The 25,469-nt window shown below is 65.0% G+C and carries 25 protein-coding genes; 5 read left to right on the top strand and 20 right to left on the bottom strand.

All coding sequences use genetic code 11. From position 1 onward, the window contains the following. Positions 1 to 168: 168 nt before the first annotated feature. The 5 genes from ACVIW0_RS16530 to ACVIW0_RS16510 all read right to left on the bottom strand — a co-directional run bounded on the left by ACVIW0_RS16530 (position 169) and on the right by ACVIW0_RS16510 (position 5,584). Positions 169 to 888: a DnaJ domain-containing protein gene (locus tag ACVIW0_RS16530; protein WP_461353277.1), complete on the bottom strand. Its 720-nt coding sequence runs from the start codon at positions 886 to 888 to the stop codon at positions 169 to 171. A gap of 173 nt (positions 889 to 1,061) precedes the next feature. After that, the gene (locus ACVIW0_RS16525; protein WP_461353276.1) at positions 1,062 to 2,348 is read right to left on the bottom strand and encodes a TAXI family TRAP transporter solute-binding subunit; all 1,287 of its coding nucleotides are present in this window, start codon (positions 2,346 to 2,348) and stop codon (positions 1,062 to 1,064) included. Between the two features lie 368 nt (positions 2,349 to 2,716). Then, the gene (locus ACVIW0_RS16520) at positions 2,717 to 3,457 is read right to left on the bottom strand and encodes a vWA domain-containing protein (protein WP_461353275.1); all 741 of its coding nucleotides are present in this window, start codon (positions 3,455 to 3,457) and stop codon (positions 2,717 to 2,719) included. A gap of 88 nt (positions 3,458 to 3,545) precedes the next feature. Continuing rightward, positions 3,546 to 4,487 (bottom strand): alpha/beta fold hydrolase, encoded by a 942-nt coding sequence (locus ACVIW0_RS16515; RefSeq protein WP_461353274.1) that lies wholly within the window; start codon positions 4,485 to 4,487, stop codon positions 3,546 to 3,548. Between the two features lie 320 nt (positions 4,488 to 4,807). Then, positions 4,808 to 5,584, bottom strand: a complete 777-nt coding sequence (locus ACVIW0_RS16510) for a helix-turn-helix transcriptional regulator (protein ID WP_461353273.1) — start codon at positions 5,582 to 5,584, stop codon at positions 4,808 to 4,810. A gap of 103 nt (positions 5,585 to 5,687) precedes the next feature. Between ACVIW0_RS16510 and ACVIW0_RS16505 the strand changes: the two genes are divergently transcribed. Beyond that, positions 5,688 to 6,770: a zinc-binding dehydrogenase gene (locus ACVIW0_RS16505; RefSeq protein WP_461353272.1), complete on the top strand. Its 1,083-nt coding sequence runs from the start codon at positions 5,688 to 5,690 to the stop codon at positions 6,768 to 6,770. Between the two features lie 218 nt (positions 6,771 to 6,988). Here ACVIW0_RS16505 and ACVIW0_RS16500 read toward each other — a convergent pair whose 3' ends face one another. After that, positions 6,989 to 7,912, bottom strand: a complete 924-nt coding sequence (locus ACVIW0_RS16500) for a division plane positioning ATPase MipZ (RefSeq protein WP_461353271.1) — start codon at positions 7,910 to 7,912, stop codon at positions 6,989 to 6,991. 255 nt (positions 7,913 to 8,167) lie between these two features. Here ACVIW0_RS16500 and panC point away from each other — a divergent pair, with 255 nt between their 5' ends. Together panC and ACVIW0_RS16490 are read left to right on the top strand one after the other, a co-directional pair. Then, complete coding sequence (panC, locus tag ACVIW0_RS16495; protein WP_461353270.1) at positions 8,168 to 9,019, top strand: pantoate--beta-alanine ligase; 852 nt, start codon at positions 8,168 to 8,170, stop codon at positions 9,017 to 9,019. Positions 9,020 to 9,157: 138 nt separating this feature from the next. Continuing rightward, a complete protein-coding gene (locus ACVIW0_RS16490; protein WP_461353269.1) occupies positions 9,158 to 9,904 on the top strand; it encodes a hypothetical protein in 747 nt (248 codons plus the stop codon). A 40-nt stretch (positions 9,905 to 9,944) separates the two neighbouring features. Here the strand turns inward: ACVIW0_RS16490 and ACVIW0_RS16485 are convergent, their stop codons facing one another. The 5 genes from ACVIW0_RS16485 to ACVIW0_RS16465 form a co-directional block, all read right to left on the bottom strand. Next, positions 9,945 to 10,385: a DUF1489 family protein gene (locus ACVIW0_RS16485; protein WP_461353268.1), complete on the bottom strand. Its 441-nt coding sequence runs from the start codon at positions 10,383 to 10,385 to the stop codon at positions 9,945 to 9,947. Positions 10,386 to 10,517: 132 nt separating this feature from the next. Beyond that, the gene (locus tag ACVIW0_RS16480) at positions 10,518 to 11,486 is read right to left on the bottom strand and encodes a hypothetical protein (protein ID WP_461353267.1); all 969 of its coding nucleotides are present in this window, start codon (positions 11,484 to 11,486) and stop codon (positions 10,518 to 10,520) included. Positions 11,487 to 11,638: 152 nt separating this feature from the next. Next, positions 11,639 to 11,842 carry a hypothetical protein gene (locus tag ACVIW0_RS16475; RefSeq protein ID WP_092114848.1) on the bottom strand — a complete coding sequence of 68 codons (204 nt, stop codon included), beginning with the start codon at positions 11,840 to 11,842 and terminating at the stop codon, positions 11,639 to 11,641. A 217-nt stretch (positions 11,843 to 12,059) separates the two neighbouring features. Continuing rightward, positions 12,060 to 12,428, bottom strand: a complete 369-nt coding sequence (locus ACVIW0_RS16470; protein ID WP_461353266.1) for a YidB family protein — start codon at positions 12,426 to 12,428, stop codon at positions 12,060 to 12,062. Between the two features lie 198 nt (positions 12,429 to 12,626). Next, the gene (locus ACVIW0_RS16465; protein ID WP_461353265.1) at positions 12,627 to 13,280 is read right to left on the bottom strand and encodes a glutathione S-transferase family protein; all 654 of its coding nucleotides are present in this window, start codon (positions 13,278 to 13,280) and stop codon (positions 12,627 to 12,629) included. A gap of 118 nt (positions 13,281 to 13,398) precedes the next feature. Here ACVIW0_RS16465 and ACVIW0_RS16460 point away from each other — a divergent pair, with 118 nt between their 5' ends. Next, the gene (locus ACVIW0_RS16460; protein ID WP_461353264.1) at positions 13,399 to 14,076 is read left to right on the top strand and encodes a DUF599 domain-containing protein; all 678 of its coding nucleotides are present in this window, start codon (positions 13,399 to 13,401) and stop codon (positions 14,074 to 14,076) included. 34 nt (positions 14,077 to 14,110) lie between these two features. After that, the gene (locus tag ACVIW0_RS16455) at positions 14,111 to 15,118 is read left to right on the top strand and encodes a hypothetical protein (protein WP_461353263.1); all 1,008 of its coding nucleotides are present in this window, start codon (positions 14,111 to 14,113) and stop codon (positions 15,116 to 15,118) included. Between the two features lie 32 nt (positions 15,119 to 15,150). Here ACVIW0_RS16455 and ACVIW0_RS16450 read toward each other — a convergent pair whose 3' ends face one another. The 9 genes from ACVIW0_RS16450 to ACVIW0_RS16410 form a co-directional block, all read right to left on the bottom strand. Then, positions 15,151 to 16,029: a hypothetical protein gene (locus tag ACVIW0_RS16450; RefSeq protein ID WP_461353262.1), complete on the bottom strand. Its 879-nt coding sequence runs from the start codon at positions 16,027 to 16,029 to the stop codon at positions 15,151 to 15,153. 570 nt (positions 16,030 to 16,599) lie between these two features. Further along, complete coding sequence (locus ACVIW0_RS16445; RefSeq protein ID WP_461353261.1) at positions 16,600 to 17,385, bottom strand: aldo/keto reductase; 786 nt, start codon at positions 17,383 to 17,385, stop codon at positions 16,600 to 16,602. Positions 17,386 to 17,457: 72 nt separating this feature from the next. Further along, entirely contained in the window at positions 17,458 to 18,777 is a 1,320-nt protein-coding gene (locus tag ACVIW0_RS16440) for a cytochrome-c peroxidase (protein ID WP_461353260.1), read from the bottom strand. A gap of 51 nt (positions 18,778 to 18,828) precedes the next feature. After that, the gene (locus ACVIW0_RS16435) at positions 18,829 to 20,466 is read right to left on the bottom strand and encodes a phospholipase C (RefSeq protein ID WP_461357349.1); all 1,638 of its coding nucleotides are present in this window, start codon (positions 20,464 to 20,466) and stop codon (positions 18,829 to 18,831) included. 320 nt (positions 20,467 to 20,786) lie between these two features. Further along, positions 20,787 to 21,671: an alpha/beta fold hydrolase gene (locus tag ACVIW0_RS16430; protein ID WP_461353259.1), complete on the bottom strand. Its 885-nt coding sequence runs from the start codon at positions 21,669 to 21,671 to the stop codon at positions 20,787 to 20,789. Between the two features lie 28 nt (positions 21,672 to 21,699). Beyond that, positions 21,700 to 23,112, bottom strand: coding sequence for a dihydropyrimidinase (hydA, locus tag ACVIW0_RS16425; protein ID WP_461353258.1), 1,413 nt, complete (start codon positions 23,110 to 23,112; stop codon positions 21,700 to 21,702). Beyond that, positions 23,112 to 23,876, bottom strand: coding sequence for an aspartate/glutamate racemase family protein (locus tag ACVIW0_RS16420; protein ID WP_461353257.1), 765 nt, complete (start codon positions 23,874 to 23,876; stop codon positions 23,112 to 23,114). The genes hydA and ACVIW0_RS16420 overlap by 1 nt, the downstream gene beginning before the upstream one ends. Further along, positions 23,873 to 24,676 carry a GntR family transcriptional regulator gene (locus ACVIW0_RS16415; protein WP_461353256.1) on the bottom strand — a complete coding sequence of 268 codons (804 nt, stop codon included), beginning with the start codon at positions 24,674 to 24,676 and terminating at the stop codon, positions 23,873 to 23,875. Before ACVIW0_RS16415 ends, ACVIW0_RS16420 begins: the two co-directional genes overlap by 4 nt. After that, the gene (locus ACVIW0_RS16410) at positions 24,669 to 25,448 is read right to left on the bottom strand and encodes a maleate cis-trans isomerase family protein (protein ID WP_461353255.1); all 780 of its coding nucleotides are present in this window, start codon (positions 25,446 to 25,448) and stop codon (positions 24,669 to 24,671) included. Before ACVIW0_RS16410 ends, ACVIW0_RS16415 begins: the two co-directional genes overlap by 8 nt. Between the last annotated feature and the right edge of the window lie 21 nt (positions 25,449 to 25,469).

The raw sequence follows: 25,469 nt of genomic DNA, 5'->3' as shown, positions 1-25,469 counted from the left end.
ACAAATGCCCGCCCGATGGGCGCGGTGCAGTTATGAAAACTTCTCGTCAAGATTTTACGGTTAAGTTTTCCCGAAACAACGATCGGCCACGCCGGACAGCGGCGGGCCAGACGGGGCATCGATCAGAGACGGAAGGCAGCTCTCGGCTGTGGCGTGGTAGCGTCGGAGTTAGAGATGCGTGCGAAGCAGGGTATCCTTGGCCTCGTTCACACGGGCCGCGAGGTACGTCGAGCCCCCCTGGTCGGGATGGAGTTTCTTCATCAGGGTGCGGTGAGCCCGGCCGATGTCGTCACGCGACGCGCCCGGCTGCAGGCCAAGGATCTGGTAGGCCTCCTCATCAGTCATTTTGCCGCTCGGCGTCGCGCGGCCGTGCCCCCCTGCCCGGTTTCCCTGTGCGTCCTGACGCCAGGCGGGAAAACGGCGGTCCAGATAGCTTTCAAGTAACGCGACGCTTTCGGCATCGAAGCTCGGGACCATCGCCAGCAGCTGCGCGAGGTCGAATTCGTCCAGCATGCGGCCAGCCTGCGGCCCGGCCACGATCTGGCCCTTGAGCACGCCGCTGCCGTGATCGAGGCTCATATCGAGATATTGCGAGCGCACCCGCGAGCTTTGTCCGGGGTTGCGCGATCCGCCGAACATGCCGCCGAAATTGGGAAAGCCGGTACTGCCGAACGGCGACCAGCCGAGCAGACCGGCGCCGAAGATGCCGAGCGGAATCGCCACCGCGAGCTCGCCGCGCACGCCGGTGAAGGCCGCAACGGCCAACGCGAGCACCCCGCCACCGATCTTGATCGCACGCGCGAGCACGGCGGGATTGGCTGCACGAAACATCTGCAGCGCGGAATAAAGGACGACAACGGCGACGACGCCGGCGATCAGGGTTGGCATGCGCGGAATATAGGCGGCCCGGCGGCAAAAAGCATGCGAAGCTTCGTCTCACCGGCGCGTGAAATGCTGCCGCGTGGCGCCGACGTCAGCCATTGGCCATGCCCCCGAAGGGCCAAAAGCGACCGGCCCGTCGCGGCCGTCAGATGGACAGTGATTTTCTGTCGCCTGGCCCGTCAAGCCATTGCGGCCAGCCGAGTGCGCACGAGATCGATATGGCTCCGCAGGGTATATAGGCTGCTGGCATAGACATTCGGTAACTGCATTTGGTTTGCGCGCTGATCCATGAGATCCAGCTTCGCATTCAAAGCGCTGACGTCAATTTTTCTTTCCCCGGTATTCATCTCGCTCTCGATCGATCTGATCTCGTCATACAGCCGCCTGATCCTGAGTTGCATCATCCAGTCGTAGGTCTGCGGCAGGAATTTGAACACCGGGAACAGCAAGGCCGCCAACGGGACCAGCACGACGATGACCTTCTCGACCAATGTCGCGCCCCAGAATGGGAGGTAACCTTGTAGGAATGGCCGTCCAGTCTTGTAGTAGCGTTGCGCCTCTTCGCTGAGCGGAATCCCGATCGACTCGGCTGCCGGAAACTCTCCCGCTTTCTGAAAAATACCCGGCTGCGAATGAATTTGCACGGCTGCATTAAGCAAAACGTACTGTAACGCTGAATGCAGGTCGGCCCGCACGACGAGACTCGCCTTCGGCGCCAACAGCACGACGTCCCCGGGCGGGCGGTTCGTCAGCAGATCGATCACCCCCGCAGGCAGAACCAATTTATGCAGGAAGGGATAGATCGCGACAAAGGCGTCCGCGCGCTGAGCGCTGGAAAGCTCGATCCCTTTGGCATTGAGGAGGGATTGCACGACGCGAGACTCCCAGGCAGTCACGATAAACGCCGCATCGATATCGCCACCCACCAGTTTCTCTGCAGCAGTCTGCGGCGCATAGCCTAAAATTTCACCGATGATCGAGTCGATCTTGGTTCTTTGGATGATTTGCAGCGCCAAGGCGCGCCCGCCGCTTCCTTCAGCGTCGATCGAAAGTCGTCGGCCGCGCAACGCCTGTACGCCTTCTCCAATTTCGCTTCGGCGGAAGAGCCATAGTGGCTCGTAAAACATCGTGCCGAGCGACTCCAGCTCCGGGGCTTCCTTGCTGTTTGCGGTGCCGCCTTGAATGAATCCAACGCTGACCCGGGACTGCGGGTCACGCAGATGCTTCAGATTTTCCAGGCTTCCGGATGTCGGCTGCAGCTGCAGTTTGACGCCTTCCTTCGCCAGGATTTCGCGATAGCGGATACCCAGTTCGTAGTTGGCACTGCCCTCGACGCCAGTCGCCATCACAAGTTCGCGCGGCGGCAACGTCGCCATAATGAACGCGCCCGCGCCGAAAAATATCGCCAGCGCCCCGCCAATTGAGAGGTAGCGCCAAAATCTGTAGGCATGATCTTCGGCAGTCATCGCGCGTCGACCTCATTGCTCAATGCAAGCCGCAAACGAATGACAGTCAGCCCCCGCAGGGATGCCGAAGCCTGAAATCGAGATTTTCGTAAGACCCCAGTGTTACGGCCTGCACTGAGACATCTCATGCTCCTCCGCCTGTTGCATGGTTCAACGCCCATGCCGCGACGCCTTGATCCACGTCAAACACCGAGTCCGGGCCGCCGCGTTGACCGAGCCCGCCGCCAGGCCGGCTTCGGTCATGAACGACAAAAATCAAGCCGGGCATCAGGCCGGCGCCCACTTGATGCAGGCAGCGCGGGAGATCGGGATCAACCTGCCCCTCAAAGTACTGCTCTGGAGGGCGATGCCGGTGGACTGCGGGCCCGCTATTTCATCTGACCGATCAGCTTGGCCGCGCCGCTCGCGGTCTTGGCCAATTGCAGCAGCGCCTCGCGGCCGCCGGCAGCATAGGCTGCGGCGGCGCGCAGCAATTCGCGGAGCTGCGCGGCCGCACCGGGATCGAACCTGCACCATGCGCCGCCGGTCAGCCGTGCGATCTCGCGAAACGTCCGTTCGGCGGTCGCGTCCGCGCCTTCCTGGAACATGAAGACCGGCACCTTGAGCAACCCAAGCTCGCCCGCCCTGGCGCAGAGCTCGTCGGCGTTCTCCTCCATCGCGTCGCCCACGAACACCAGGGCGCGCACGCCCGAGGCGACCGCCTCGCGGCGCGTCTCCGTCAGCACCTTGCCGATCTGGGTATTGCCGCCCTGGCAGTCGATCTTGCTCATCAGCCGCGCGAGCTGCGCGCTGTCGGAGATCCAGCCGGTGGCACGGCATTCGTGGAAGCCGCGGTAGTAGACGAGACGGATGTCGAGGCTGCCGAGCGCGCCGGCCTCGCGGAACATGTCGGCCTGCAGCGTGCAGGCCATGTCCCAGGTCGGCTGCCGGCTCATCGTGGCGTCGAGCGCGAACACCAATCGGCCGCGCGCGCCGCCGCGATGCGGCGACATCGCCTGCGCCTTCGCCACGAAGGCGGCGATGTCGTTCGCGCTCGATGTCGGCACGCCAGGCGCATCGGCCGGGCGCACATCGTTTCCGGATGTCGGTTTGATCGTCTTGCCGGCCATCAGCGCTTGCCTCGTACAGCAAACACTATGTGGGCCGCCGCAGCGGATTGGTCAACGTGGCCGGCCAGCCCGCGTCACGGGTCGCCCGTCAGTTGGTCGCCGACGGGTCTTTCTTGGTCTCGGTCTTGGTCAGCGAGAGCGACTTCTTGACCTTGTCCGTGAAGGACTGCGGCTTCTCGACCGGCACGTAGAGCGAGACCGGACCAGGCTCCAGGATCTTCGGCGGCGCATTCCTGGTATCGACCGGCGCAACCGCGCTGTCGGTGTCGGCCAGGAATTTATCGAGCATCGCCTGGATCGAGTCCTTGGCCTTCTCGGGCCCGGTGTCACGCATGTCGTTGTGCTGGAAGTTGGTGTTCACGACGGTGATGCCGGCCTTCTCGCACTGCTCCTCGTCCGGCACCACGCCGGGATCGGGCTTGAACTGCGAGTCATGCGAACGGAAGGACAGGATCTTGAACTTGCCGTCGGTCATGAACGGCACCCGCAGATTGTCCAGCGTCACGACCTTCTTGATCTCGTCCGGATACTGCTTGGCGAAATACATCGCGATGTCGCCGCCATTGGAATGGCCGACCATCGTCAGCTTGCTGTAGTCCGCGTTCGGCTGACGCTTCTTCATCTCCTCGATCGCGAATTTGATGTTGGTGATGCTGCGCTGATATTGCGGCAGCCGGCCGACATAGATCTCGCCGACCTTGGTCACCATCGGTCCGTCCGACGGCAGGTCGTTCTGGATGCTGATCGCCAGATAACCGCGCGCCGCGAACACGTTCGCGAGGAAGGAATATTCGGTGAATTTGACGGTATTGCCATGATTGAGGATCGCCACCGGCAGCGTGATCATGCCAGCGTCGGCCTGCATCTCCTTGTCGAAGCGCACCGCGACGTCGACCGCGACCGGCCGCTCATCGCGGCTCGGATCCTTGAACATGATGGTTTCGTGACGGATCGCCCACTTGCTCGCAGTGAAATAGGCACCCGTGATCACCACGGAGAGCGAAAGCAGAACGAGAATTCCACGCTTCATGACGTCCTCGAGGTGCCGGCCTTTACAGGGCGATTTTGGCTAGAGGCTCTTCGGCCTCTTTTTGAGAATATATGTCACGGCGCCGTGACAGGAAGTCCAAATATTGTGGCTTTCGTGGCATAACGTTGTGCGTTGCACCTATAGTTTGTGCATCTGCACAGGACTGCTGCGGCGCTCGCGCTCTCCTCTTACCCTACGACGCAAATTCCAAAGGTTGCATTCGAGCCTTAGATCGACGTTGAGGGGAAAACCGGGTTCCGGCCCCTTTGTTCCGGCTTTTTGGCCGCCCTGTGACGAAAATCACCGGCAAACCACGGTTTTCAGCGAATTTCCGTGTAGATGATCAGCTTCAGACCGGGATCGTCATTGGCCTGGAAGGTGGCGTATTCAAACGTCAGCCGGCCGCGCTTGGGGTGGTTGAACACCTTTCGCCCGGCCACGCTGGCACTGACATCGTGGGTCTCCCACCAGCCGTCGAACTCCGGGCAGCCCTGCCGAAGCCGCGCCTGCAGATCGAGGAAGGCCGGATCGCCGGCCCAGAGGTCGTGGGTGCGGCGGAACTGGGTCACGATGCGCCGCGCTTCCTCGGCCCAACTGGCGCCGAACAGCCGCCGGCTTTTGGGGTTGGTCAGCACGTAGATCAGCGTGTTGCGCTCGTCCTCCGGCAGGCGGCCGAAGGCGAAGACCTCCTCCGCGGCCGCGTTCCAGGCCAGCACGTCCCATCGCCGCCCCGTGACATAGGCCGGCTGGTTGAGCCTTTCGACGACGCGCCGGATCGCCGGCGGCACGGTCTCCGGGGCGAATGGCCGGCGGTCGCCGTCCTTCGCAAGCGCCCGCAAATGCGCGTGCTCGGCCTTGCTGAGGCGCAGCGCACGCGCCAACGCGTCGATCGTGGTGGCGGACGGGCTGACGGAACGGCCCTGCTCGAGGCGGATGTACCAGTCGACCCCGATGCCAGCGAGCTCGGCCACCTCTTCGCGGCGCAGACCGGGCGTGCGGCGCCGCCGCCCGGCCTGCGCGCCGGTGAGCTTGGGCGTCAGCTTCTGCCGCCGCGAGCGCAGGAAATCACCAAGTTCGCTTTGCCGCGCAGTGGCCATCGCCGGACTCCCGAGTGGGTCTTACAATCCTAGGATAATACCAGGTCTTCCTCGCCGCAACGGCGCGCGGGATGATGCGGCTCTCAACCAGGGACAAGACCAGATGAAAGCAGCAATCCTGAAATCGTTCGGCTCGCCGCTCGTGATCGAGGAAATCCCCGCACCTGCGATCGGCACGGGTGAAGTCCTCGTCGACGTGTTCGCGACGCGCGTACTGTCCTATGCCAACGAGGTCTTCAGCGGCGAGCGCAGCTATTTGCTCGAGCTGCCGGCGGTTCCCGGTCCCGGCGCGATCGGACGGGTTCGGGCGGTCGGTCCGGATGCGACCCATCTCGCCGCCGGCGATTGGGTGTACTGCGATCCGACCTTTCGCTCGCGCGACGACAGCATCTCGCCGGACATTACCTTGCAGGGTTGGAGCGCGCGCGGCGAAGGCGGACTGCGTTTGCAGCGGCACTTCCGTCACGGCTCGTTTGCCGAGCAGACGCTGGTGCCAACCGAGAACGTCAAGCGGATCGGCGACATCGATCCGGCCGATGCGCCGTCCTGGTGCGCGCTCGGCACCTGTCTCGTGCCTTATGGCGGCTTGCTGGCGGCGCGGCTGCAGCCGGGCGAGACCGCGCTGGTGAGCGGCGCCACCGGCAATTTCGGCAGTGCCGCGGTCGCCGTTGCGCTGGCGATGGGCGCCGCCTGCGTGGTCGCTCCGGGCCGCAACGAGCGGGTATTGGCCGATCTGGTCCGCCGCTTTGGCCCGCGCGTGCGCCCGGTCCGGCTGAGCGGCAACGAAGACGACGACCGGCAGCGCATGCGGCAGGCCGTGCCAGGACCCATCGACTGCGTGCTCGACCTGATGCCTCCGTCCGTCACGACAACAACGGTCCGCGCCGCGATCATGGCCGTGCGTTCCTACGGCCGGGTCGTGCTGATGGGCGGCGTCGGGATGCAGGGCGGACCGGGACTCGACCTGCCCTACCCCTGGATCATGCGCGAGTGCATCAGCATTCACGGCGCCTGGATGTATCCGCCGGAGGCCACCTTCGGCCTCGTCAATCTCGCCCGCGCCGGCCTGTTGCGGCTCGATCAATTTGCGGTCACGACCTTCGACCTCGACCATGCCAACGATGCCGTGGCACATGCCGCCGCCAATGGCGGGCCGTTCAAGATGACGGTGCTGAAGCCGAGCTAAAGCGCGATGAGATTTGGTTGAATCGTCATCGCGCTTTGGCCAGCATGATCTTTTCGAAAAACCGCTTCGAACTTTTCCGGATCATGCTTTAGCCCGGCGAAACCGCGCCCAGGACATCCTTGAAGACGGCGTACTGGGCGCGAAATGCCTTGGTAGGAGCCCCGGTCGCCACGACACCCCTGCGCGCGCTCGCCGGCTCCAGAATTCGGCCGGCGGGCCTAGCTGCCGATGATGTCGTCGACTTCCAGCGGCTTGTCGACCTGGCTGAACCATTCGGCCCGGTTGGCGGCGCGGCGGCGGCCGCGCTCGTCGAGCGGCAGCTTGAGCTGGCGCAGCAGGCTCATCACCTCCTCGCGCGCGGTGACGTGCCCGAGGCTCGGGCGGGTGCCGAGCGTGGACTCGTCGATGTCGTCGAGCGCGGTCAGCCCGCGCGGGAAGAACTCGCGATAGACCACCCGCTCGGCAAAGCCGTCCACCGAACGGAACCCGAGCCGCAGCGACAGCTGCTTTAGACCGTCGGCGACCAGCTGCTTGTTGCGCGAGCCGAGCATCGACAGCCGGTTGCGCACCACGATCCAGTCGGTCGAGGCGCCGTCGATCTGGCGGCGCTTCCGCCTGGTGTCGCGCACCATCTCGGCGTAGTGGCTCTCGCCGGTCACCGCGTAGGTCGCGGGATCGACGGTGCCCAGCACGTCGAAATCGAGGAAGCTGTCGTTGATCGGCGTCACCAGCGTGTCGGCCATCGAATGCGCGAGCCGCATCAGGTAGCTGTCGGAACCCGGGGTATCGATCACGATGAAATCATAGGCACGTTCCACCGCGCTCACCGCTGCCATGAACTGCTGGAATTCGGCGTTCTCGTTCTCCTCGATCTGCATCGTCTCGCCGTATTTGATGCAGTGATGCGCCGGAAGCTCGAGGTCGATCCCGGTGCGCCGTGCCCAGGCCTGGCGATTGCCGATGTAGCGGGTGAGGCTTTGCTGGCGGCAGTCGAGATCGATGCTCGCGACCCGCTGTCCGGCCTTCAAAAGCGCGACGGCGATATGCAGGGCGGTGGTCGACTTGCCCGAACCACCCTTCTCGTTTCCCAGCACAACGACATGTGCGGAGCCGGACTGACCCTGACTAGCCTGCACCAACATGATTCAATCCCCGGCAGTGATCTTCAAATCGAGCACGCCTGCGGTCAAGTGAAATGCATCACTGCGCGAGGAAATCAATTGCGGCCGTCCTAATCCTGCTGCGTCGATCGGCGGCACGCGGCCTGCGATCCATGCGCATGCGCGATCGGGTAATGCTTGCGCGGCGGTTTGCCGATAGCGGACCGGACTTGGTAAGGTCGGCCACCTGCCGCATGCCGAACATCCCACCCCGATTGCCCCACGAGTCGAGACCAGATGCCGAGAAATCCCACCGTCGTCCGTACCGTCCCTGCCCTTCGTCGCGCTGTCGACGTCCTGCGCGCCAGGAAGGCGACCGTCGCGCTGGTGCCAACCATGGGTGCGCTCCATGACGGCCATGTGTCGCTGGTGCGGCTCGCCAAGCGCCGCGCCAAGCGGGTCGTGGTCTCGATCTTCGTCAACCCGACGCAGTTCGCACCGACCGAAGATTTCGGTTCGTATCCGCGCACCTGGAAGGAAGACCTCGCCAAGCTCGCGGCCGAAGGCGTCGACCTGATCTGGCACCCCGAGGTGAAGGCGATGTACCCGGACGGCTTCGCCACCAGGATCGTGCCGGAAGGACCGGCCACCGCCGGACTGGAGGATCGCTTCCGGCCGCATTTCTTCGGCGGCGTCGCCACCGTGGTCGGCAAGCTGTTCACGCAGGTCCGGCCCGACGTCGCGATCTTCGGCGAGAAGGATTTTCAGCAGCTCCGGGTGGTCACCCAGATGGCCGCCGACCTCGACCTCGGCGTCAAGGTGATCGGGTCGAAGACGGTGCGCGAACGCGACGGCCTCGCGATGTCGTCGCGCAACGTCTATCTCTCGGCCGAGGAACGGCGCGCCGCTCCCGAGCTCAACCGGGTGATGAAGCAAGCGGCAGGTCGCCTGCGCGCCGGCGAGGACACCGCAACCGTCATGGCCGACGGCGCCGCTGAGATCGCCAAGGCCGGCTTTGTGCTGGATTATCTCGAGGTCCGCCACGCCGCCTCGCTGGCGCCGATCGGCTCGCTGAAGGACGGCCCGATGCGGATGCTGGTGGCGGCCAAGCTCGGCACCACCCGCCTGATCGACAACATCGCGGTCTAATCCGCAAAAGTGTGAGGCGGTTCACGCGCAAACAGACTGCGAGCCGGTAATGAGGGCCCGGCCTCATCTGCGCGGTCGGCTCCTGCTTGCGTCACGCTCGCGACGCAGGGATGATCGCGCCGTTCACAGGCGGTCGGAATGAGCAGGACTTTCAGGCTAGGCATTGGCCTCGGCATCGCGCTGCTGGCGGCAGGCCTTTCGCAGGCGCAGACCCGCCCGCCGGTCGGCGGCGTCAATTCGGTGCCCGGTGCGATGATCTTCTATGTCGCGCATGGCGCTCCCGATGCCTGCGGGCCGGGCTGCTCGGACTGGATCGCCGCCGAAGGCTCCGTGCAGTGGGACACCTACAAGCGCCTGCTGGCGATCCTCGACCGCCAGAACGGCCGCAAGCTGCCGGTGGTGATCAACATCAAGGGGAATTCCAACCTCAATGTCGCCACCAGCCTCGGCCGCATCCTGCGCGATCGCGGCATCGATGCCGTGGTCGCGGCGACCGAGGTCGAGGCCTGCGCCGGAAAATCCGAGGAGGAGTGTTTTGCGCTGAAGCGGCCCGGCGGCCCGCTGGATGCGAAGGAGAAGCCGTCCGGCATCGCCTGCGATCTCGCCTGCGTGCTGATGCTGTCGGGCGGCGTGCATCGCAGCCTGCTGGCGGGCAGCCACGTGGTGCTGAGCGGCATGGAGATCCACAACCGGCTCGCACCCAACGTCACGGCCGAGCATCGCGAGAGCCTGACCTCGATCTTCACCGACCAGTTCCGGCGCTATCTCGGCGAGATGGGGATCGACCACGAGCTGCTCGACGTCGCCGTCAGCAACGCCGGCGGCGGCCGCTATGTCGAGATCCCGGCCTCCGAATGGGGCCGGCTGCATCTCGTGACCCAATAGTTGCTCACAGCAATCTGACTGCCCACAGCAATCCGATTGCTTAGAGCAATCCGAGGTCGCGCAGCTCGCGGCGCATCGGCTCGGGCATGGACACCACGCTGGCGGCGCTCGATTTGGTGAGATCGGCCGGCGCGGAATCCGCGGTCAGATAGCGCCAGCCCTGGAACGGGCGCATCGGCCGCGGCGATACCGCGATCACCTTGGGCTGCATCACGATGCGGCAGCGCCCGATGCCGTCCTTGTCGCGGAACGGCTCGATCGCGATGATCTTCTCGCGCGCGGCGATCTCGCCGCGGATCACCCAATACAGCGAGCCGCCGGCAAGGAGCTCCTCCTCGCGCTTCGGCGTCATTCGCGTGATGTGGATGTGGCGGAGCGGCAGGCCCTTTTTCTTCGCGGTCGCCATCCGTTCGGCGACCCAGCCCTTGAGTTCCTTGACGGAGTCGCAACCGACGGCGAGCTTGATGAGATGAAGCGGCATGGGCCGGATGTAGCGGCCGGCGCGGGCTTTGGAAAGGGCGCACTATCCACGGCAGTGGATAGCGGGATTTGCGCGCACGAAACGAGGCCGTGATGACGGCTCACGCCGAAGTTAGCCCGGCTCAGACTCCGCTTAGTCCTGGCTCGCGGCCGCCGGCGCGCTCGCGGCCGCCGGCGCACTCGCCGCGGCAGGGGGCGGTGCCGCCGCGGGCGCAGCAGCCGGCGCGATCTGGACCGGACGCTTCGCCGCGGGCGGCCGCTTCGGGGCGGCAGCAGGCGGCGCGGCCGCGGCGCGCGCGGGCGGCGGCGGTGCGGCGGCTGCGGCCGGCTTCGGTTCCGGCGTCATGATGCTGACCGGCGGCGTCGACGCCGCGCTCGGAAACTCCGCATTGGTCGGCCGGCCCGTGGGCATCGACGGCGGCAGCGCCGCCACCAGGCCGGCGGCCGGTGCCTGGGCCGCGGCCGGCGCGTTCCAGGATCCCGCATAGCGCGTGACCAGGTTCTCGTAGGTCCGCTCGTTCATGTTGGCGATGATCTGATGATTGTCGCCGAGCGAGCGGAACGCGGGGCATGCGGTCGGCGTGCAGTGGTCGCGCGCCATCAGCGCATAGGCCACCAGGCCGTAGCGGTCGTGTTCGATGGCGCGGCGCAGCGCCTGCAGCTCGGTGGTCGAATTGCGCTCCGCGGTCGCGAGGTCGCCGAGCGCGGTCAGGCGCGAGACCTGAGCGGCGGCATAGCTGACCGCCGCAGCGGCAGTATCCGATGAGCCGAACAGCACCTTCTCGCAGGCATTGAGAACGGCATCGCCGGCCAGGTCATCGACGCACGCCAGCGCCGGCACCGTCTGGCCGGTCAACTGCGCGGTCCGCGTCTCGGCCGGCGCCGCCTGCCCGCCCGGCCCGAAGCCGCGGATCGTCGCGGCGACCGCAACCGCGATCGACAGCAGCGTGATGACGGTCAGCGCGCCGTTGGCGACGGATTTTTCCGCGCGCAGCAGCGTGATCAGAACGACGATCCCAAAGAACCCCGCTGCGGCCAGGGTCAGCCACATCGGGAAGGTCGGTGAGCGCCAGATCTGATCCAGCGAGGAAGCCCAGTTCATGCGCGATGTCCCTCAACGCAGCGTAAGCACAATCGGCGACGGCGAACGCCGCCACCCCGACGTCCAACCTTCAACACAATGGGTCTGCGAACAGGGCCTTTTGACGGCGACGGCGCGAAACCCGCTCCAGCCACCGGCTTGCGCACAACCGATCAGGACAGCGCGAGCTGACTCTCCTTGGCCACCCGTTCGAAAGCTTCAGTCGAGCTCTTGATGCGGTACTGGCAGTCGTCGCCATCGGTCGGCAGCAGACGGATCACCTCATAAGTGCCGCTCGCCGCGGGGCGCGCCACGTTGCTGGCCGTGAAATAGACGATCTCGCCAATCGAGTACTTATGCTTCAACGCCCTCTCCATTTTCTTAGAGATTGCAGGCCGAGCTGACAGTCCCGATAGCTCTGGCCGGCATTTTGAGAACCCTGCGGCAGACTAGCACATCGCACCGCCCCAAATCCAGCAAGATTGGGGCATGGCAAAGCTACAATTCTTGAAGGTTTTTCAGGGCGATAGGCAGAAATTTACGTGCCAGCCGGAAATTCGAGACCAACCCCGGCTGGAACCCGGTTCCGCCGCTTCAGGCGGTGTGCGGCAGCTTGCCGTTCGGGCTCGCGCTGTCGACCGCACCCGGGAGCTGCTGGGCCAGCACCTGGGACAGCTGGTCGACCGGAATGCCGAACTTGGCGGCGAGCTGCTTGACCGTGTCGCTGCCCAGCACCTCCTGGAGCTGCTGCGCGGTGATCGGCAGGTTCTGGCCGGTGCCGATCCAGGATTTGACCTGCTCGCCGAGCCCGGCCTGCTCGAGCTTGGCGACGATCGCCGACAGGCCACCCTGCCCTCCATTGCCCATCACCTCGCCGAGCACGACCGGGATGACGGCCGCGCCAAGCTGGCCCAGCATGCCTTTCAGCTCCGGCGAGTTCTCCAGGGAATCGAGAATGCCCATGCTCTAAGTCCTTTCACGACTTGCAAAACCGCTGTTCCGGATTCGACGCCCTCGGCCGTGCGGCGTCAAGCCGCGATCTTTGTGAGCGCTGTCACAATTCGGAAGTGCAAAAGCGTTTTCGAGCGAAGCCTGTCGCGCACTTGATGCGGGATGGACGCCGGTTCGCCGTGAAGAAAACGCGTCAAAACAAGAATCTACTCAGACGTCCTCGAATCGCGGAATGCGCAGCGTCTCGGCGAGGCCATCGCGGGTCCATTCCTGGAAGGCGGGAAGCTGCATCATCGCGTCGACATAATGCTGCGCCTCGGGCCTCACCGGGATCGCATAAGTGCGGAAGCGATGCACCACGGGGGCATACATCGCGTCCGCGCCGGAGAAGGCGCCGAACAGGAACGGGCCCTGCTTGCCGTAACGCGCGTGGCACTCGGCCCAGATATCCTGGATCCGCGCCACATTGGCCTTTGCGTCGTCGGACAACGCGACGGCGCGGATCGGCCGGTGCAGGTTCATGCCGCATTCGCTGCGCAGCGGCACGAAGCCGGAGTGCATCTCCGCCGAGATCGCGCGGGCATGGGCGCGCGCGGCGCGGTCCAAGGGCCACAGCTTCGCCTCGGGAAATGTCTCGGCGAGATATTCGATGATCGCCAGCGAATCCCACACCGTGACGTCGCCGTCGATCAGCGTCGGCACCTTGCCGGCCTTGCTGAAGGCAAGGATGCGGTCCTTGTCGGCCTGGTCGGTATAGAGCGGAATGAAGACCTCCTCGAACGGGATGTCGTTGGCGCGCAGCGCCAGCCAGGGCCGCATCGACCATGACGAATAGTTCTTGTTGCCGATGACGAGCTTGAGCATGTCTGGGGGAATCCTGTTGCCACGCCAGTTTGCCATAGTGCATTGCACGCGTTCAACCTGTACATGACGCGGGATGCGGCGCGGAGAGGCAGCCCGCGCGTTGACGAAGGAAGGCACCATGACCGGCTATTGGGTCGACATCCTGGCCGTCGGCTTCTTTGCACTGGAATGGCTGGTCTACGCCATCACGCTGGAGCACACCGCCTATGGGCGCGACAGCCTGTCGGCGCGGATGCACGTCTATCGCGAGATCTGGGTGCGGAATCTGCTGCACCGCGAGGCGCGGATGGTCGACATGCAGATCATGGCCTCCTTGCAGAACGGCACCGCGTTCTTTGCCTCCACCAGCCTGATCGCGATCGGCGGCGCGCTGGCGCTGCTGCGCGCCACCAATGACGCGCTCGCCGTGCTCGGCGCGCTGCCGGTCAACCTCTCGCCCTCGCCCGCTTTGTGGGAGATCAAGTGCAGCGGGCTGATCCTGATCTTCATCTACACCTTCTTCAAATTCGCCTGGGCCTATCGCCTGTTCAACTACGTCGCGATCCTGTTCGGCGCGATGCCGCCGGCCGGCCAGCGCGACACGCCGGAAGCGGAGGCCCATGTGATCCGCACCACGCGGCTTTTCGAGACCGCGGGCCGCCACTTCAACCGCGGCCAGCGCGCGTTCTTCTTCGCGCTCGGCTATCTCGGCTGGTTCGTCAGTCCCTGGGTGCTGTTCATCACGACAGCCGCGGTCGTGATCGTGATCTGGCGCCGGCAGTTCGCCTCGAACGCCTGGCAGGCGATGGGCAGCTGAAGGTAGATTGCGCTCCGCCTGGTTGGATGTGCCTATGAAACACGAAATGACCTTGGGCGTGACCGTTCCCCTACCGCCTCCGCCCTCAGGTTGGTTCAACTACGCCTATGCCGTTCTCTGGAACGGCGACTTGGCACTGGTCCGCGCCGACAGGGATATACACGCGGAACTCGGGCGCTGGCGGGATCAAATGCAGCGCGGCAACATACAAGCGCCCCGGCCCAACCTTTGGGATGGACGCCTGCGCCTTACTGCGTTCGATGGCAGTGCTGAGAGCGGGGCAATCGAGGTGCCGGCCTGCGGTTCGCCAGGGGTCGCTCGTCTCCCTGATGGGCGATGGCTGGTAGCTTCGGCTCGCGCGGCGCCCAAAGAGAACAACGCTCACCTGTACGCCGCCGATGGCGCGCCGGCCGGCACTTTTGCGATGGGTGATGGCATTTTGCACATCCAGTGCGCAGCGGACGGGACCATCTGGGTGGGCTATTTCGATGAAGGTGTCTTTTCGGGTCCCATGGAGGAGGATGGAAGCTGGCCGATCTCGTCGTCGGGCATTGCGCACCTTGGACCGGATGGCAGCGTCTTGTGGAAATTCAACGATCAGGAGCGCGCAGATATCTTCATCTCCGACTGCTACGCTTTAACAGTTGATGGGCCCACTCTCTGGTGCTGTCCCTACACGGATTTTCCAATTGTTAGAGTTGATCGAGATGGCGTGAAATATTGGCGGAACAAGGTTGCAGGCGCAAATGCGTTGGCGGTCGAAGGTGACCATGTTCTCCTGGCTGGAGGCTACGGTGACCGGTCGGATCGGATCACGCTGCTTCGCCTCGGCGACGATCAAGCCCAGCAAATTGGACAATGGCAATTGCAACGCCCTGATCGAAGCGCAGCGTGGCTGCTACAGGGGCACGGCGATACACTGCACATGGTTGGACGAGGCGAATGGACGAAGATGAGCGTGGCCACGGTGCGCGCAAATCGTGGTCTCAACTCACGTACGGCAAATGGTTCTTCTTCGCGTCCGACAACCGCGTCCGATTAGGATGGCTGCAGATGAATCCGGTCTCTACCCGTCTACGACGCGAAATCGCGCGGCGTGAAGTCGAGGTCGAGCACCTTCCATTCGCCGTAGCGCTCCTTCGGCAGCATCGCATAGGGCTGGCAGGCTTGCAGCGCCTCGGTCGCGCTCTTGAGCAACAGCGGCCCCTTCTCCGACGCGGTGGCCTCGATCAGCAAGGGCGATGCCGCAAGCTTGCCGTCGGGCTTCATGAACACCCGGAGCTTGATCCTGACGTCATCGCTCGTGGTCACGTTCGCGGGGAGCTTCAGGCAGGTCTTCAGATGGCGGCGGAATTCCGCGGCCACGCTGGAGCCGACATCGGCTTGCTCGGTGGCCGCCGCGTCGAAATTGTCCTTGCCGGGACCGCGACCCGACGGCGCATCGGCGGGCGGCTTCACGGAGATGTCGGGCGGCAGACCAAGCATCACATTGTATTTGACCGACAGGTCAGGCTCGGGCTGCGTATAGGCAGGCGGTGACGCCGCCGCCTGTTGCTGGGGCATCGGTGTCGTCCGCGGCGGCTCGGCCGCAGCATGCTGCGGCGACGGGCTGGGCTTGGGCGCCGGCGGTGTCGCCTGCTTCTGCGCAGGCGGCGCCGTCTGCTGCTTCTGCGGCGCTTGTGCTTGAGCTGCTGCTTCGGGCTTGGCGGAGCCGACCGGCTTGTCGAGCGACGGCAACCGCAATTCGGGTGTCGGCGACGGGCTCGGCACCGGATCGGGCTCGGACTGGACCTCGGTCCTGGTGACCTCCTGCGGCGTCACGATCTCGACCGGCACCGTGTCAGCGGCGACCGGATCGAACTGATGGACCTCCGAATACAGGAAAATCAGCGCGAGCAGCATCAGGTGCACGAACACCGACGCCATCAGATCCGCGTTTGGCCGAAACTTCATCCCACTCGATCACGTCGTGATGCTCCCCTACCGGCACCATAGCGGGCAATCTGGAGCGGCCTCAATCCCATTCTACCTGAAGCCGGATCGGTCCGGCGTGATGGCCGATCCGCAACAGCCCGTTATCACATGGGATCACCACCCGGTGACGCGCAAAGGATGGGTCCGCCGGCCATCGCAACCATTTGAGCTTCGCGCCGGAGGAAACGACGCGCGGGGAACTGCGGTGACAGGTGACCGTCACCGCAACGCCTCAATAGCACGCGCGATTGCGTGACCTGCAGGGGCGGTTGTTGGTTTGCCCGGTGGCTTGCCCAGCCTTCTTGGCACCGGCCTTCGGCGGATTCTGCTGCGCATAGGCATCGGATACGAACGGCGGTGTGGCAATTGCGCCCGCGAACAGAATACTCAACGCGAGGACTATGATTCTCATGCAATTCTCCCTTTGAAAAATATGGCCGGAAAGCCGAACGAGGGCTCGGCCGCCATAAGGCGGCCGTATACGGAAATCGAAGTCAAGGTATTTTGGACCTGCTGCAGCGAGAGACAGCATTTTCGGCTCGAAAAACCTCAGCCGGCTGTCGCGCCGCCCATCGCCGAAATCTCGGCCATGTCCGCATCCGACAGCTCGAAATCGAAGATGTCGATGTTCTCCTGGAGCCGCTCGAGCTTCGAGGTACGCGGGATCGCGGACACGTTCTGCTGCACCAGCCAGCGCAGGCAGATTTGGGCCGCAGTCTTGCGATAGCGGTCGCCGATCCGCGCCAGCGCGCGGTCGCCCTTGACCTTCCCTTTCGCGATCGGGCTGTAGGCCACGAACGCCATGCCGTGGCGCACGCAGGCCGCGATCACATCGGCCTGGGCGACATAGGGATGGTACTGGACCTGATCGCAGGCAAGCGGCTCGGGGCACAACGCCACCGCCTCCTCGATCAGCGGCACATTGAAGTTCGAGACGCCGATATGCCGCGCCAGTCCGGCCTGCTTAACCCGCGCCAAGGCGCCGAGCGTCTCGGCGAGCGGCACCTGCGGATTGGGCCAGTGCAGCAGCAGCAGATCGACCTCCGTCATGCGCAAGCGTGCCAGGCTCTCCTTGGCGGAGCGTTCGAGATCCTTCGCCATGAAATGCGTGGTCCAGATCTTGGTGGTGACGAACACATCGTCGCGCCTGATGCCGGAGGCGCGCAGCCCCTCGCCGACCTCGCGCTCATTGTCGTAAATCTGGGCGGTGTCGATGTGCCGGTAGCCGAGCCGCAGCGCCTGCTCGACGATGCGCGCACAAATCCGCCCGCGCAACTCCCATGTGCCGAGCCCGATCGCGGGGATTTTGGCGCCGTTGCCTTCGACGACATTCATGCGCCCATTATGCGCGTCTGGCGGAGGCCTGCCAACTCACGTATCGGTTCCGCTGGCGACGGTGGCGACGGTTCACCGCTCCGGCTGGTAACCGTCGGTCAATGTCTTCAGGAAGGCGATGATGTCGGCCTCGTCCTGCGACGTCATCGCCGGCGTCTCGCCGGGATGGCGCTCGAACGGCGGATCGCTGACGTCGATATTGCCGTGATATTTCTCCGGCAGATCGTCGTATTTCCTTAACCGTCCGTCGGCTGCGCGCGGAAACACCTTCTCCGGATTGGTATCGCGGAAATTGTAGAAGTCGAGCACCTGCTCGAGGCTGCTGAAGACGCCGTTATGGAAGAATGCGCGGCGCGTTGCGGTGTTGCGCAGGGTCGGCGTCAGAAACATCCCGCAATATTGCGTCTGCTCGGCGATGTCGGTGCGATACGGGCCGCAGACCCCGAGATCGAAATGATCGGGATCGCGGTTGGCGGCGAGCGCGGCGTTGCGCGGCGCGCCGAGCGCCTCGTATTGATGGTCGGTGAACAGCGGCGGCAGGCCGTCGCGGGTCGGCTGCGAGGTGTGGCAGCCGCCGCAATTGGCTTTCTCCGGATCGTTGAACAGTTGCAGGCCGCGCAGCTCGCTCTCGCTGAGCCGCGCCTTGCCCTCCAGCCAGTAGTCGAACTTGCTGGTGTAGGGATGGAAGCTCGGCTCCTCGACCTGATAGCGCGCGACCGCGAACATCGCCTCCGCGACCAGCAGCCGCGTATTGTCGAAAACGCCGGCGCCGAACAGCTCGGCAAAGCGCGGCGCGTAGCTCGCCTGGCGCAGCTTCTGCGCCACCACCTCGATGCTGCCGCCGTCCATCTCGTTGGGGTCGAGCAGCGGGAAGAGCGCCTGGTCCTGCAGCGTATCGGCGCGGCCGTCCCAGAACAGTCCGCCCTGTGGCACGATGTTGACCGCTGAAGCAGCGGTCCCGGTCGCAACTTTCCTGGCGCGCACGGCTTGCCGGCCGGCTGCGGCCAGTTGCGCGAAGTCGACGACGTTGTCGTCCTCGTCCTTCTCCGGACCGATGCTGAAATTCGGTTGTCGCTCGAGATATGTCAGGCCGGGAACGGCCCGTGTCCCTTGCCGGGATTGCGTCGGCCCGCCGAGCATGACCGGCCCATCATTGGGCGGGCCATAGGCGTGGTCCGGGCTGTGACAGGATGCGCACGACAATGCGCCCGACGACGACAGCGAGGCGTCGAAGAAGATCATCTTACCAAGCTGCGCCATGCCGGACAGCGGAGCGACCGGCGGACGCCTGAGCTGCACCGGATTCGGATTCATCCCCGGCAGCCGCTCGGTCCCGACTGCCGCAACGGCGCCGGCCATGCAGAGCAGGCCGGCGCCGAGAAGCCACAACATGCGGCCGTTCATATGACGTCCAGTAATCCCAAGGGCGCTAGTCCCGGAGCGTTAGTGATGGTGATGCTCGTCGGGCGGGCTGACGATGACGGTGCCCGCGGTCGGATCGAGGAACAGCGTATCCTGCCGGTACTCGTGATCCTGGCCCTGGCCGCGCTCGAAGTCGAACAGGTCCGCGATCGATTCGACGCTGTCGTCGAATGAGCCGCCGCCGAGACGCTGGCCATGCAGCCAGTTGTCCTCGATGAAGCGCACCACCGAGGCCTGCGTGATCAGCGTGTGGCTGACATAGTTCCGCTTGGCGAACGGCGAGATCACCAGGAACGGAACGCGCGTACCGGGTCCGCAGCGGCCGTTGACCGGCTTGCCTTCGAGGCCCTTCGGCTGGGTCTGCTTGCCGATGCCGCGGCCACACTGGCCGGGACCGTTGACCTGGTCGGCGGTCGGATCATACGAGGCGGTGATCGGCGCGAGGTACTGGTGGTCGTACCAGCCGTCGGAGTCGTCATAGGTGATGATGACGGCGGTCTCGCCCCACTCCTTCTGCTTCTGCAGGAAGTTGATCAGCTCGACATTGCCCGCCTGCTCGTCGAGCGGATCGGAGTTGCCGGGATGACCGTCCTGATAGGCCGGCATCTTGATGTAGGAGACGGCCGGGAAATTGCCGGCCTTCACCGAGGCGTAGAAGTCCTCGAGATCGTAGGCATGGTTGGCCGGGTCGACCGTCTTGCTGCCGGGCACGTAGGTGTGACCGATGGCGTTCACCGAGCTCGGCCGCGCATGGGTCGGATTGGCGGTCGACTTGTAGTATTGGAACCAGGCGTGGTGCGGGATGTAGTCCACGACGGTGCCGTTGACATTGCTCGAGAAGGTGCTGCGGGCGCAATTGGTGGTGCCGTTGGCGTTCTTGAGCGTCAGGTCGAAGCCGCCCATGAAGCTGCCCCAGCTGATCTGCTCAGCGTTGAGCAGGTCGCCGATGTTCTTGCTGGTCATCAGGACCTGGCTGGTCGTGCTCGAGCAGGAGTCGTAGGCGGGGTCGGTATCACCGATCAGCGTCAGGCCACCCTGGCCGTCGGCGATCGACGATGAGGTGCCGACGATGTTCTGCGCACCGTTGGTCTGGCCGGACACCACCTCCAGCGCGCCGGGCGTCGACGGACCGAAAGTGTCGGTCCAGTTGTTGTCGCTCATCGCGAAGTTCTGCGCGTAGTTCCAGAACGCGGTGACGGTGTTGCCGTCGAAATAGCCCATCACCTGGCCGTTGGTGCCGAACGCGCCGACGCCGCCGGCGGTGCCGCGACCGGTGAATTCCGGAAACAGGTCTTCCTTGCCGTTGTCGACCGCCTGCTGCTCGGGCGTATAGGCGTGGTTCTGCGAGCGCGTGTTGGCCTGCGTGCGGTCGAGGCGGAACGGATTGGTCGCGCCGGTGCCGTTGGCCGGATTGAGGTTCGGATTGTTGGTCAGCAATCCGGCGCTGGCGAGGTTGTTGACCCGCGGCGTGTGGGGCTTCGCGATGAACGGGATCGACCCGGTCGGGTTGGCTGCGTTCGGATAGGTCGCGAAATAATGATCGAACGAGCGGTTCTCGTTGAAGATCACGACGAGATGCTTGATCGGCGTTGCGGTGTGGATGTGGTGCGGATGATGATCATCGCCGTGATTGTCGTCCTGCGCCGCGGCGCCATACATAACCGCGGTCGCGGCGATCAGACAGACTCCGACCGTCGAAAGAAATTTGGATTTCACGTAGTGCCCCTTGATTTTACGGATTTGTGACGTCGACCTGCGACAAGTTAGCCATTGCCGATGACAGCTCTGTGTAAGTTTTTTGCGAGCAACACTTCGTCACAATGATTCATCATCGCGCGTTTCGATTCACGCGACGGTTGCAGCACTTGCGGTATTCGATTGATCTCTATCTCGACGATACGCGCATCGCGCGTTGATCCGCTCTCGTGCGAGCGTGGGGCACTGGAGCCCCACGCAGGCCGGCGACAGCGGGTACGTGCCTAGTCCTTCATCCCGGTGATCGAGGCACTCACCGCGCGCGGATCGCGCTGCGGCCAGCGGCCGCTTTCGACCTGGGCCAGGAATTCGCCGACGATGCGGTTGTATTCGTCGGGCTCCTCGATGTTGATGGCGTGGCCGCAATTCGGCATCACAGCGAGCGCCGCCGACGGGATGCTCTGCTTCATCAGGATGCCCGGCAGCAGGCACGGCCAATCCTCGTCACCGGTGATGATCAGCGTCGGCACTGTGATGCGCTTCATCTCGTCGACCAGCGTGTAGAGCGAGGGCCGCTCCTTCTGCACGCCCTGCTGGGTGTTGGCCGATCCCACCGCCGAGTGCTCGGCCAGCATGCGCTTGAACTCGGCGTGGCCGCGCGGATCCTTGTTCTCGTACTGCACGCGCGTCGGCCCGTAGGCGTAGCGCTCGGCGAAGGCCGGCATGCCCTCCTTGCGGATCATGGCCGCGATCGCGTCGGCCTCGGCGCGAAACGTCTCGCGCTTGTCGAGCTCGGCGCCATAACCGCAGCCGCCGATGCACAGCGACAGCGCCCGATCAGGGTGACGCAATCCGAAATGCAAGGTCGCGAAGCCGCCCATCGAGAGGCCGACGATATGTGCCTTCGGCGCACCGATGTGATCGAGCACGGCCAGGATGTCGTCGGAGGCGCGCGCCTGCGAATAGGACGCGACCTGCTCCGGCACGTCGGACGGCGGAAAGCCGCGCGCATTATAGGCGATGGTGCGGAAGCGCTTGCCGAAATGCCGCATCTGCGGCTCGTAGCTGCGGAGGTCGCCGGCGAATTCGTGGACCAGGATCACCGGATGACCCGATCCGGTCTCCTCGAAATAGAGGCGGACGCCGTCGTCAGTTGTCGCATAGGGCATGGTGGTCTCCTGCCTTCTGGTTCGCGTGTTACAAAATGGTCGCCCCTGACTGCGGTTTGGTGCGCGCAAGGTACGTGCCGTGCTGCTTGCTGCCGACCAGGGCGCCGTCGTCGACGACCACTTTGCCGCGCACCATGGTCAGCACCGGCCAGCCGGTGACCTCGAGGCCCTCATAGGGCGTGTAGTCCGCGCCGTCGTGGATCAGCTCATGGCGGATCGTCACCTTCCGCGTCGGGTCCCACAGCGCGATGTCGGCATCGGAGCCGATCGCAATGGTGCCCTTGCGCGGATAGAGGCCGTAGATCTTGGCGTGGTTGGTGGCGCTGAAGGCGACGAAGCTGTTGAGGTCGATCCGGCCCTTGACCACGCCCTCGGAAAACAGGATCGGCAGCCGCGTCGCCACGCCGGGGATGCCGTTCGGCACCCAGCGGAAGCTGGTGCGCCCCTTGGGCGCGAGCTTTCCTTTCGGGTCGTCGTAGCGGAACGGACAATGGTCCGACGAGAACACCGAGAACACCTTCTGCTGCAGTCCCTCCCAGCACGCCTGCTGGCTCGCGACGTCGCGCGGCGGCGGCGAGCAGACGTATTTTGCGCCTTCCATATTGAGCTGATCGAGATCCTTCTCGGTCAGCATCAAATACTGCGGACAGGTCTCGCCCATTACCCGCAAGCCCCGCTGCTGTGCGCGCCGGATCTCCTCCATCGCCTCGCGGTTCGAGACATGCACGATCATGATCGGCACGTCGACCAGCTCGGACAGCGAGATCGCGCGGTGGGTCGCCTCGCGCTCGACCGGGATCGGCCGCGAGGTCGCGTGGAAGCGCGGCGCGGTGTTGCCGGCGCGTTCCAGCCGGTCGGTCAGGAAGCGGATCGCGTCGAAATTCTCCGCATGCACCATCAGCATCGCGCCGGTCTCGCGCGCGACCGACATCGTCTCCAGCAGCTCGCGATCCGACAGCGCCAGCCCCTCATAAGTCATGAAGACTTTTAGCGAGGTGTAGCCGTCCTCGACCAGTGCCGGAAGCTCCTGGCCCAGCACATGCTCGGTCGGATCGGTGACGATGAGGTGGAAGGCGACGTCGACATGGCACTCGCCTTCGGCCAGCGCATGGTAGTGCTTCAGCGCCTCGCGCAACGTCTGGCCCTTCTCCTGCAGGCAGAACGGCAGCACGGTGGTGTTGCCGCCGAACGCCGCCGAACGGGTGCCGGAGGCCAAGCCGTCGGCCATCACGATGCCGTCGCCCGACGGCTGGGCGAAATGCACGTGGCTGTCGATGCCGCCCGGCAGCACCAACCGGCCGGTCGCATCGATGATCTCGGCCGCACCGCCGAGATCATGACCGAGCGCCGTGATCTTGCCGTCGCGGATTCCAACGTCGCAGGCAAAGGTGTCGGCAGCGGTGACCACGGTGCCGCCGCGGATGATGGTGTCGAAGGACATCAGCGGGTCCCCTCCTTCGGTGAGCGATGTTCGATGATGGCGGCCAGCGGCTCGGCCAGCCCGATCGTCGGCTTCGGATCGGGCCGGCGGAACGTGCCGGCCACCGCCTTGCGCGGCTTCAGCACGGCGAGCGTCTCCGCCTGGCGCACGGCGGCCGCGACAGGATCGACCACCGGCACTGGAATGCGATCGCGCACCTTCGCCGCGAGCCCGGCGAGCGGTGCGCCGGACAGAATGACGACGTCGGCATTGTCCTGCACGACCGCCTGGTTGGCGAGCGCGACCAGGAGCTCCTCCTTCTCGGCCTGCACCTCCGAGATCGACCGGAAGTCGCCATCGAGCGTGCGGATACCGGCGCAGCGCGCGCCCAGCCCATGCATGGCGACGCATTCCTCGTACCAGGGCGCCAGCGCGCCGGCGAAGGTCACGATCGAGAACCGCCGTCCGAGCATGCAGGCCGTGAGCATCGCGGCTTCGGCAAGGCCGACGACGGGATACGCAAACAGCTCGCGCGCGCCGAACAGGCCGGGATCGCCGAACGCGGCGATGATGGCGGCATCGACGCCGGGGCCGGCCTCGGCCAGCATCTCAAGCGCAATCGCACCGCCGATCTGGGCCTCGGCGCGGGTCGCGATGTAAGGCACCCCGCGCGTCGCTGTGACAGGCACCAGCTCGGTACCAGCTGATGCCGTCTTGCTGCCGGCGGCATGCAGCAGATCGGTCACTGCCGCCATCGTGTTGGGATTGAGCAGCAGGATCTTCATGGCGCAGCTTTCTTCACCTTGCGGCCGCGTGGCTTCGCGGCTGCGTCCGGTACGGCGGCGTCATCAGGCGTGTTGTCCAGCGTCTCGGCGACGATCTCGCCGGTGCGGCGGACGTGATGGGCCAGCAACTGTCCGGCTCGCGCCGCATCGCGCGCTTTCAGCGCGGCCAGAATCTCCTGATGCTCGCGCACCGATTCATCCCAGCGCCCAAGCACCGACAGCGCGAAGAAGCGCGCACGCTCGGCCCGTGCGAGCAGCGCCTCATGCGTCGCCTTCAGCACCGCGTTGCGGGCGAAGCCGACGATCGCCGAATGGATCTGCTGGTTGACCTGGAAATAATCGCGCAGCTCGCCGCGGCCGTGGTGCCATTCGATCTTGTCCTGCAGCGCCTCCAGCCGCTCGAAATCGGCATCCTCCATGCGCTGCGCGGCGAGCTCGGCGGCGCAGCGCTCGATGCCGCTGACGGCTTCGAACAATTCGGTCAGCTCGGCGCGACGGAACGGCGCCACCATGGCGCTGTGGTTGAGCCTGAGCTCGACCAGGCCTTCGCTCGCCAATTGCTTCAGCGCCTCGCGCAGCGGGGTCCGCGAAATACCGAGCGCGTCGGACAGGTCCGCCTCGCCCAGCGATTGCCCCGGCGCCAGCTCGCCGCGCACGATCATGCTGCGCAGCCGCGCCGCCGCCTGCTCATGCAGTCCGACCCGCGGCACGCGCAGGCGGCGCCGTTGCTGCGCCGTGATCGCGCGCTTGGCTTCCTTGTTGCGCCTGGTCGGCTTGGTTTTGGTGTTGGCTTCAGTCACCGTTGGCCTTCATTTCATGTTTGGAGATCGCGGTCGCCGCGCGCAGATCGGGATTCGTGAACAGGCTGCCCCAACCGTGCACGCGCGACGGATCGCAGCCGACAGCTGTCAGGCACGCCCACAGGGTCACCGCGATCGAATCGAGCACCGGCACGCCGAACCCGCGCTCCAGCCGTTCGGCGGCACCCGCGCCGCGCATGTTGGTGCAGAGCACGACGGCGGCATCGCAGCCCTCGCGCACCACCTCCTCGATCAGCGCGGCCACCCTGGCTTCGCTGACCTCGGCAAAAGTGAAATTATCCTGCAGCGACAAATGGCGCTCGGCAAAGCAGTTGAGCCCCTCCGAATTCCAGTTGGTGATGATCTTGTCCTGCACGTCCTTGCGATACGGCGTCACCAGCCCGATGCGCCTGGCGCCGATCCGCCGCAGCAGGTCGCGATAGGCCAGCACCGTGGTGCAGGCCCTGATACCCGTTGCCGCCGTGATCTGCTCGCACAGGCTCTCGTCGCGATCGAAGCCGAGCCAGCTCGCCGAGGTGCCGTTCCAGGCGATGACATCGACCTTGGCGTGGGCCAGCAGTTCTGCTGCGCCAAGGATCTCGCTGGCGTCGAACTGGCGCAGCGCCGCCTCCGACAGCGCGATCTCCGTGACCCTAAAGCGCGAGAAATGCGCCGAGACGCCGTCGACGCCTGCCAGCATCGCGCAGGTGATCGGCTCGAGTGCGGTATTCGACGACGGCGTCAGCATGCCGAGCCGGACGGGACGTGTCATTCACGAGGCCTCATCAACCGG

This window comes from Bradyrhizobium sp. USDA 4454 (assembly GCF_054822705.1).
The sequence above is the reverse complement of the archived record's forward strand: the minus strand, read 5'-3'. Positions and strand labels throughout refer to the sequence as shown.

Coding starts and splice junctions, on each gene's coding strand:
- ACVIW0_RS16440 (WP_461353260.1), bottom strand. CDS start 18,777: ATGTTGTGGCTTCTCGGCGCCGGCCTGCTCTGCATGGCCGGCGCCGTT.
- ACVIW0_RS16470 (WP_461353266.1), bottom strand. CDS start 12,428: ATGGGCATTCTCGATTCCCTGGAGAACTCGCCGGAGCTGAAAGGCATG.
- ACVIW0_RS16435 (WP_461357349.1), bottom strand. CDS start 20,466: ATGTATGGCGCCGCGGCGCAGGACGACAATCACGGCGATGATCATCAT.
- ACVIW0_RS16450 (WP_461353262.1), bottom strand. CDS start 16,029: ATGAAGTTTCGGCCAAACGCGGATCTGATGGCGTCGGTGTTCGTGCAC.
- ACVIW0_RS16510 (WP_461353273.1), bottom strand. CDS start 5,584: ATGGCCACTGCGCGGCAAAGCGAACTTGGTGATTTCCTGCGCTCGCGG.
- ACVIW0_RS16455 (WP_461353263.1), top strand. CDS start 14,111: ATGAAACACGAAATGACCTTGGGCGTGACCGTTCCCCTACCGCCTCCG.
- ACVIW0_RS16485 (WP_461353268.1), bottom strand. CDS start 10,385: ATGCCGCTTCATCTCATCAAGCTCGCCGTCGGTTGCGACTCCGTCAAG.
- ACVIW0_RS16410 (WP_461353255.1), bottom strand. CDS start 25,448: ATGACACGTCCCGTCCGGCTCGGCATGCTGACGCCGTCGTCGAATACC.
- ACVIW0_RS16520 (WP_461353275.1), bottom strand. CDS start 3,457: ATGGCCGGCAAGACGATCAAACCGACATCCGGAAACGATGTGCGCCCG.
- ACVIW0_RS16480 (WP_461353267.1), bottom strand. CDS start 11,486: ATGAACTGGGCTTCCTCGCTGGATCAGATCTGGCGCTCACCGACCTTC.
- ACVIW0_RS16525 (WP_461353276.1), bottom strand. CDS start 2,348: ATGACTGCCGAAGATCATGCCTACAGATTTTGGCGCTACCTCTCAATT.
- ACVIW0_RS16430 (WP_461353259.1), bottom strand. CDS start 21,671: ATGCCCTATGCGACAACTGACGACGGCGTCCGCCTCTATTTCGAGGAG.
- panC (WP_461353270.1), top strand. CDS start 8,168: ATGCCGAGAAATCCCACCGTCGTCCGTACCGTCCCTGCCCTTCGTCGC.
- ACVIW0_RS16465 (WP_461353265.1), bottom strand. CDS start 13,280: ATGCTCAAGCTCGTCATCGGCAACAAGAACTATTCGTCATGGTCGATG.
- ACVIW0_RS16530 (WP_461353277.1), bottom strand. CDS start 888: ATGCCAACCCTGATCGCCGGCGTCGTCGCCGTTGTCGTCCTTTATTCC.
- hydA (WP_461353258.1), bottom strand. CDS start 23,112: ATGTCCTTCGACACCATCATCCGCGGCGGCACCGTGGTCACCGCTGCC.
- ACVIW0_RS16420 (WP_461353257.1), bottom strand. CDS start 23,876: ATGAAGATCCTGCTGCTCAATCCCAACACGATGGCGGCAGTGACCGAT.
- ACVIW0_RS16505 (WP_461353272.1), top strand. CDS start 5,688: ATGAAAGCAGCAATCCTGAAATCGTTCGGCTCGCCGCTCGTGATCGAG.
- ACVIW0_RS16490 (WP_461353269.1), top strand. CDS start 9,158: ATGAGCAGGACTTTCAGGCTAGGCATTGGCCTCGGCATCGCGCTGCTG.
- ACVIW0_RS16475 (WP_092114848.1), bottom strand. CDS start 11,842: ATGGAGAGGGCGTTGAAGCATAAGTACTCGATTGGCGAGATCGTCTAT.
- ACVIW0_RS16500 (WP_461353271.1), bottom strand. CDS start 7,912: ATGTTGGTGCAGGCTAGTCAGGGTCAGTCCGGCTCCGCACATGTCGTT.
- ACVIW0_RS16460 (WP_461353264.1), top strand. CDS start 13,399: ATGACCGGCTATTGGGTCGACATCCTGGCCGTCGGCTTCTTTGCACTG.
- ACVIW0_RS16515 (WP_461353274.1), bottom strand. CDS start 4,487: ATGAAGCGTGGAATTCTCGTTCTGCTTTCGCTCTCCGTGGTGATCACG.
- ACVIW0_RS16445 (WP_461353261.1), bottom strand. CDS start 17,385: ATGAATGTCGTCGAAGGCAACGGCGCCAAAATCCCCGCGATCGGGCTC.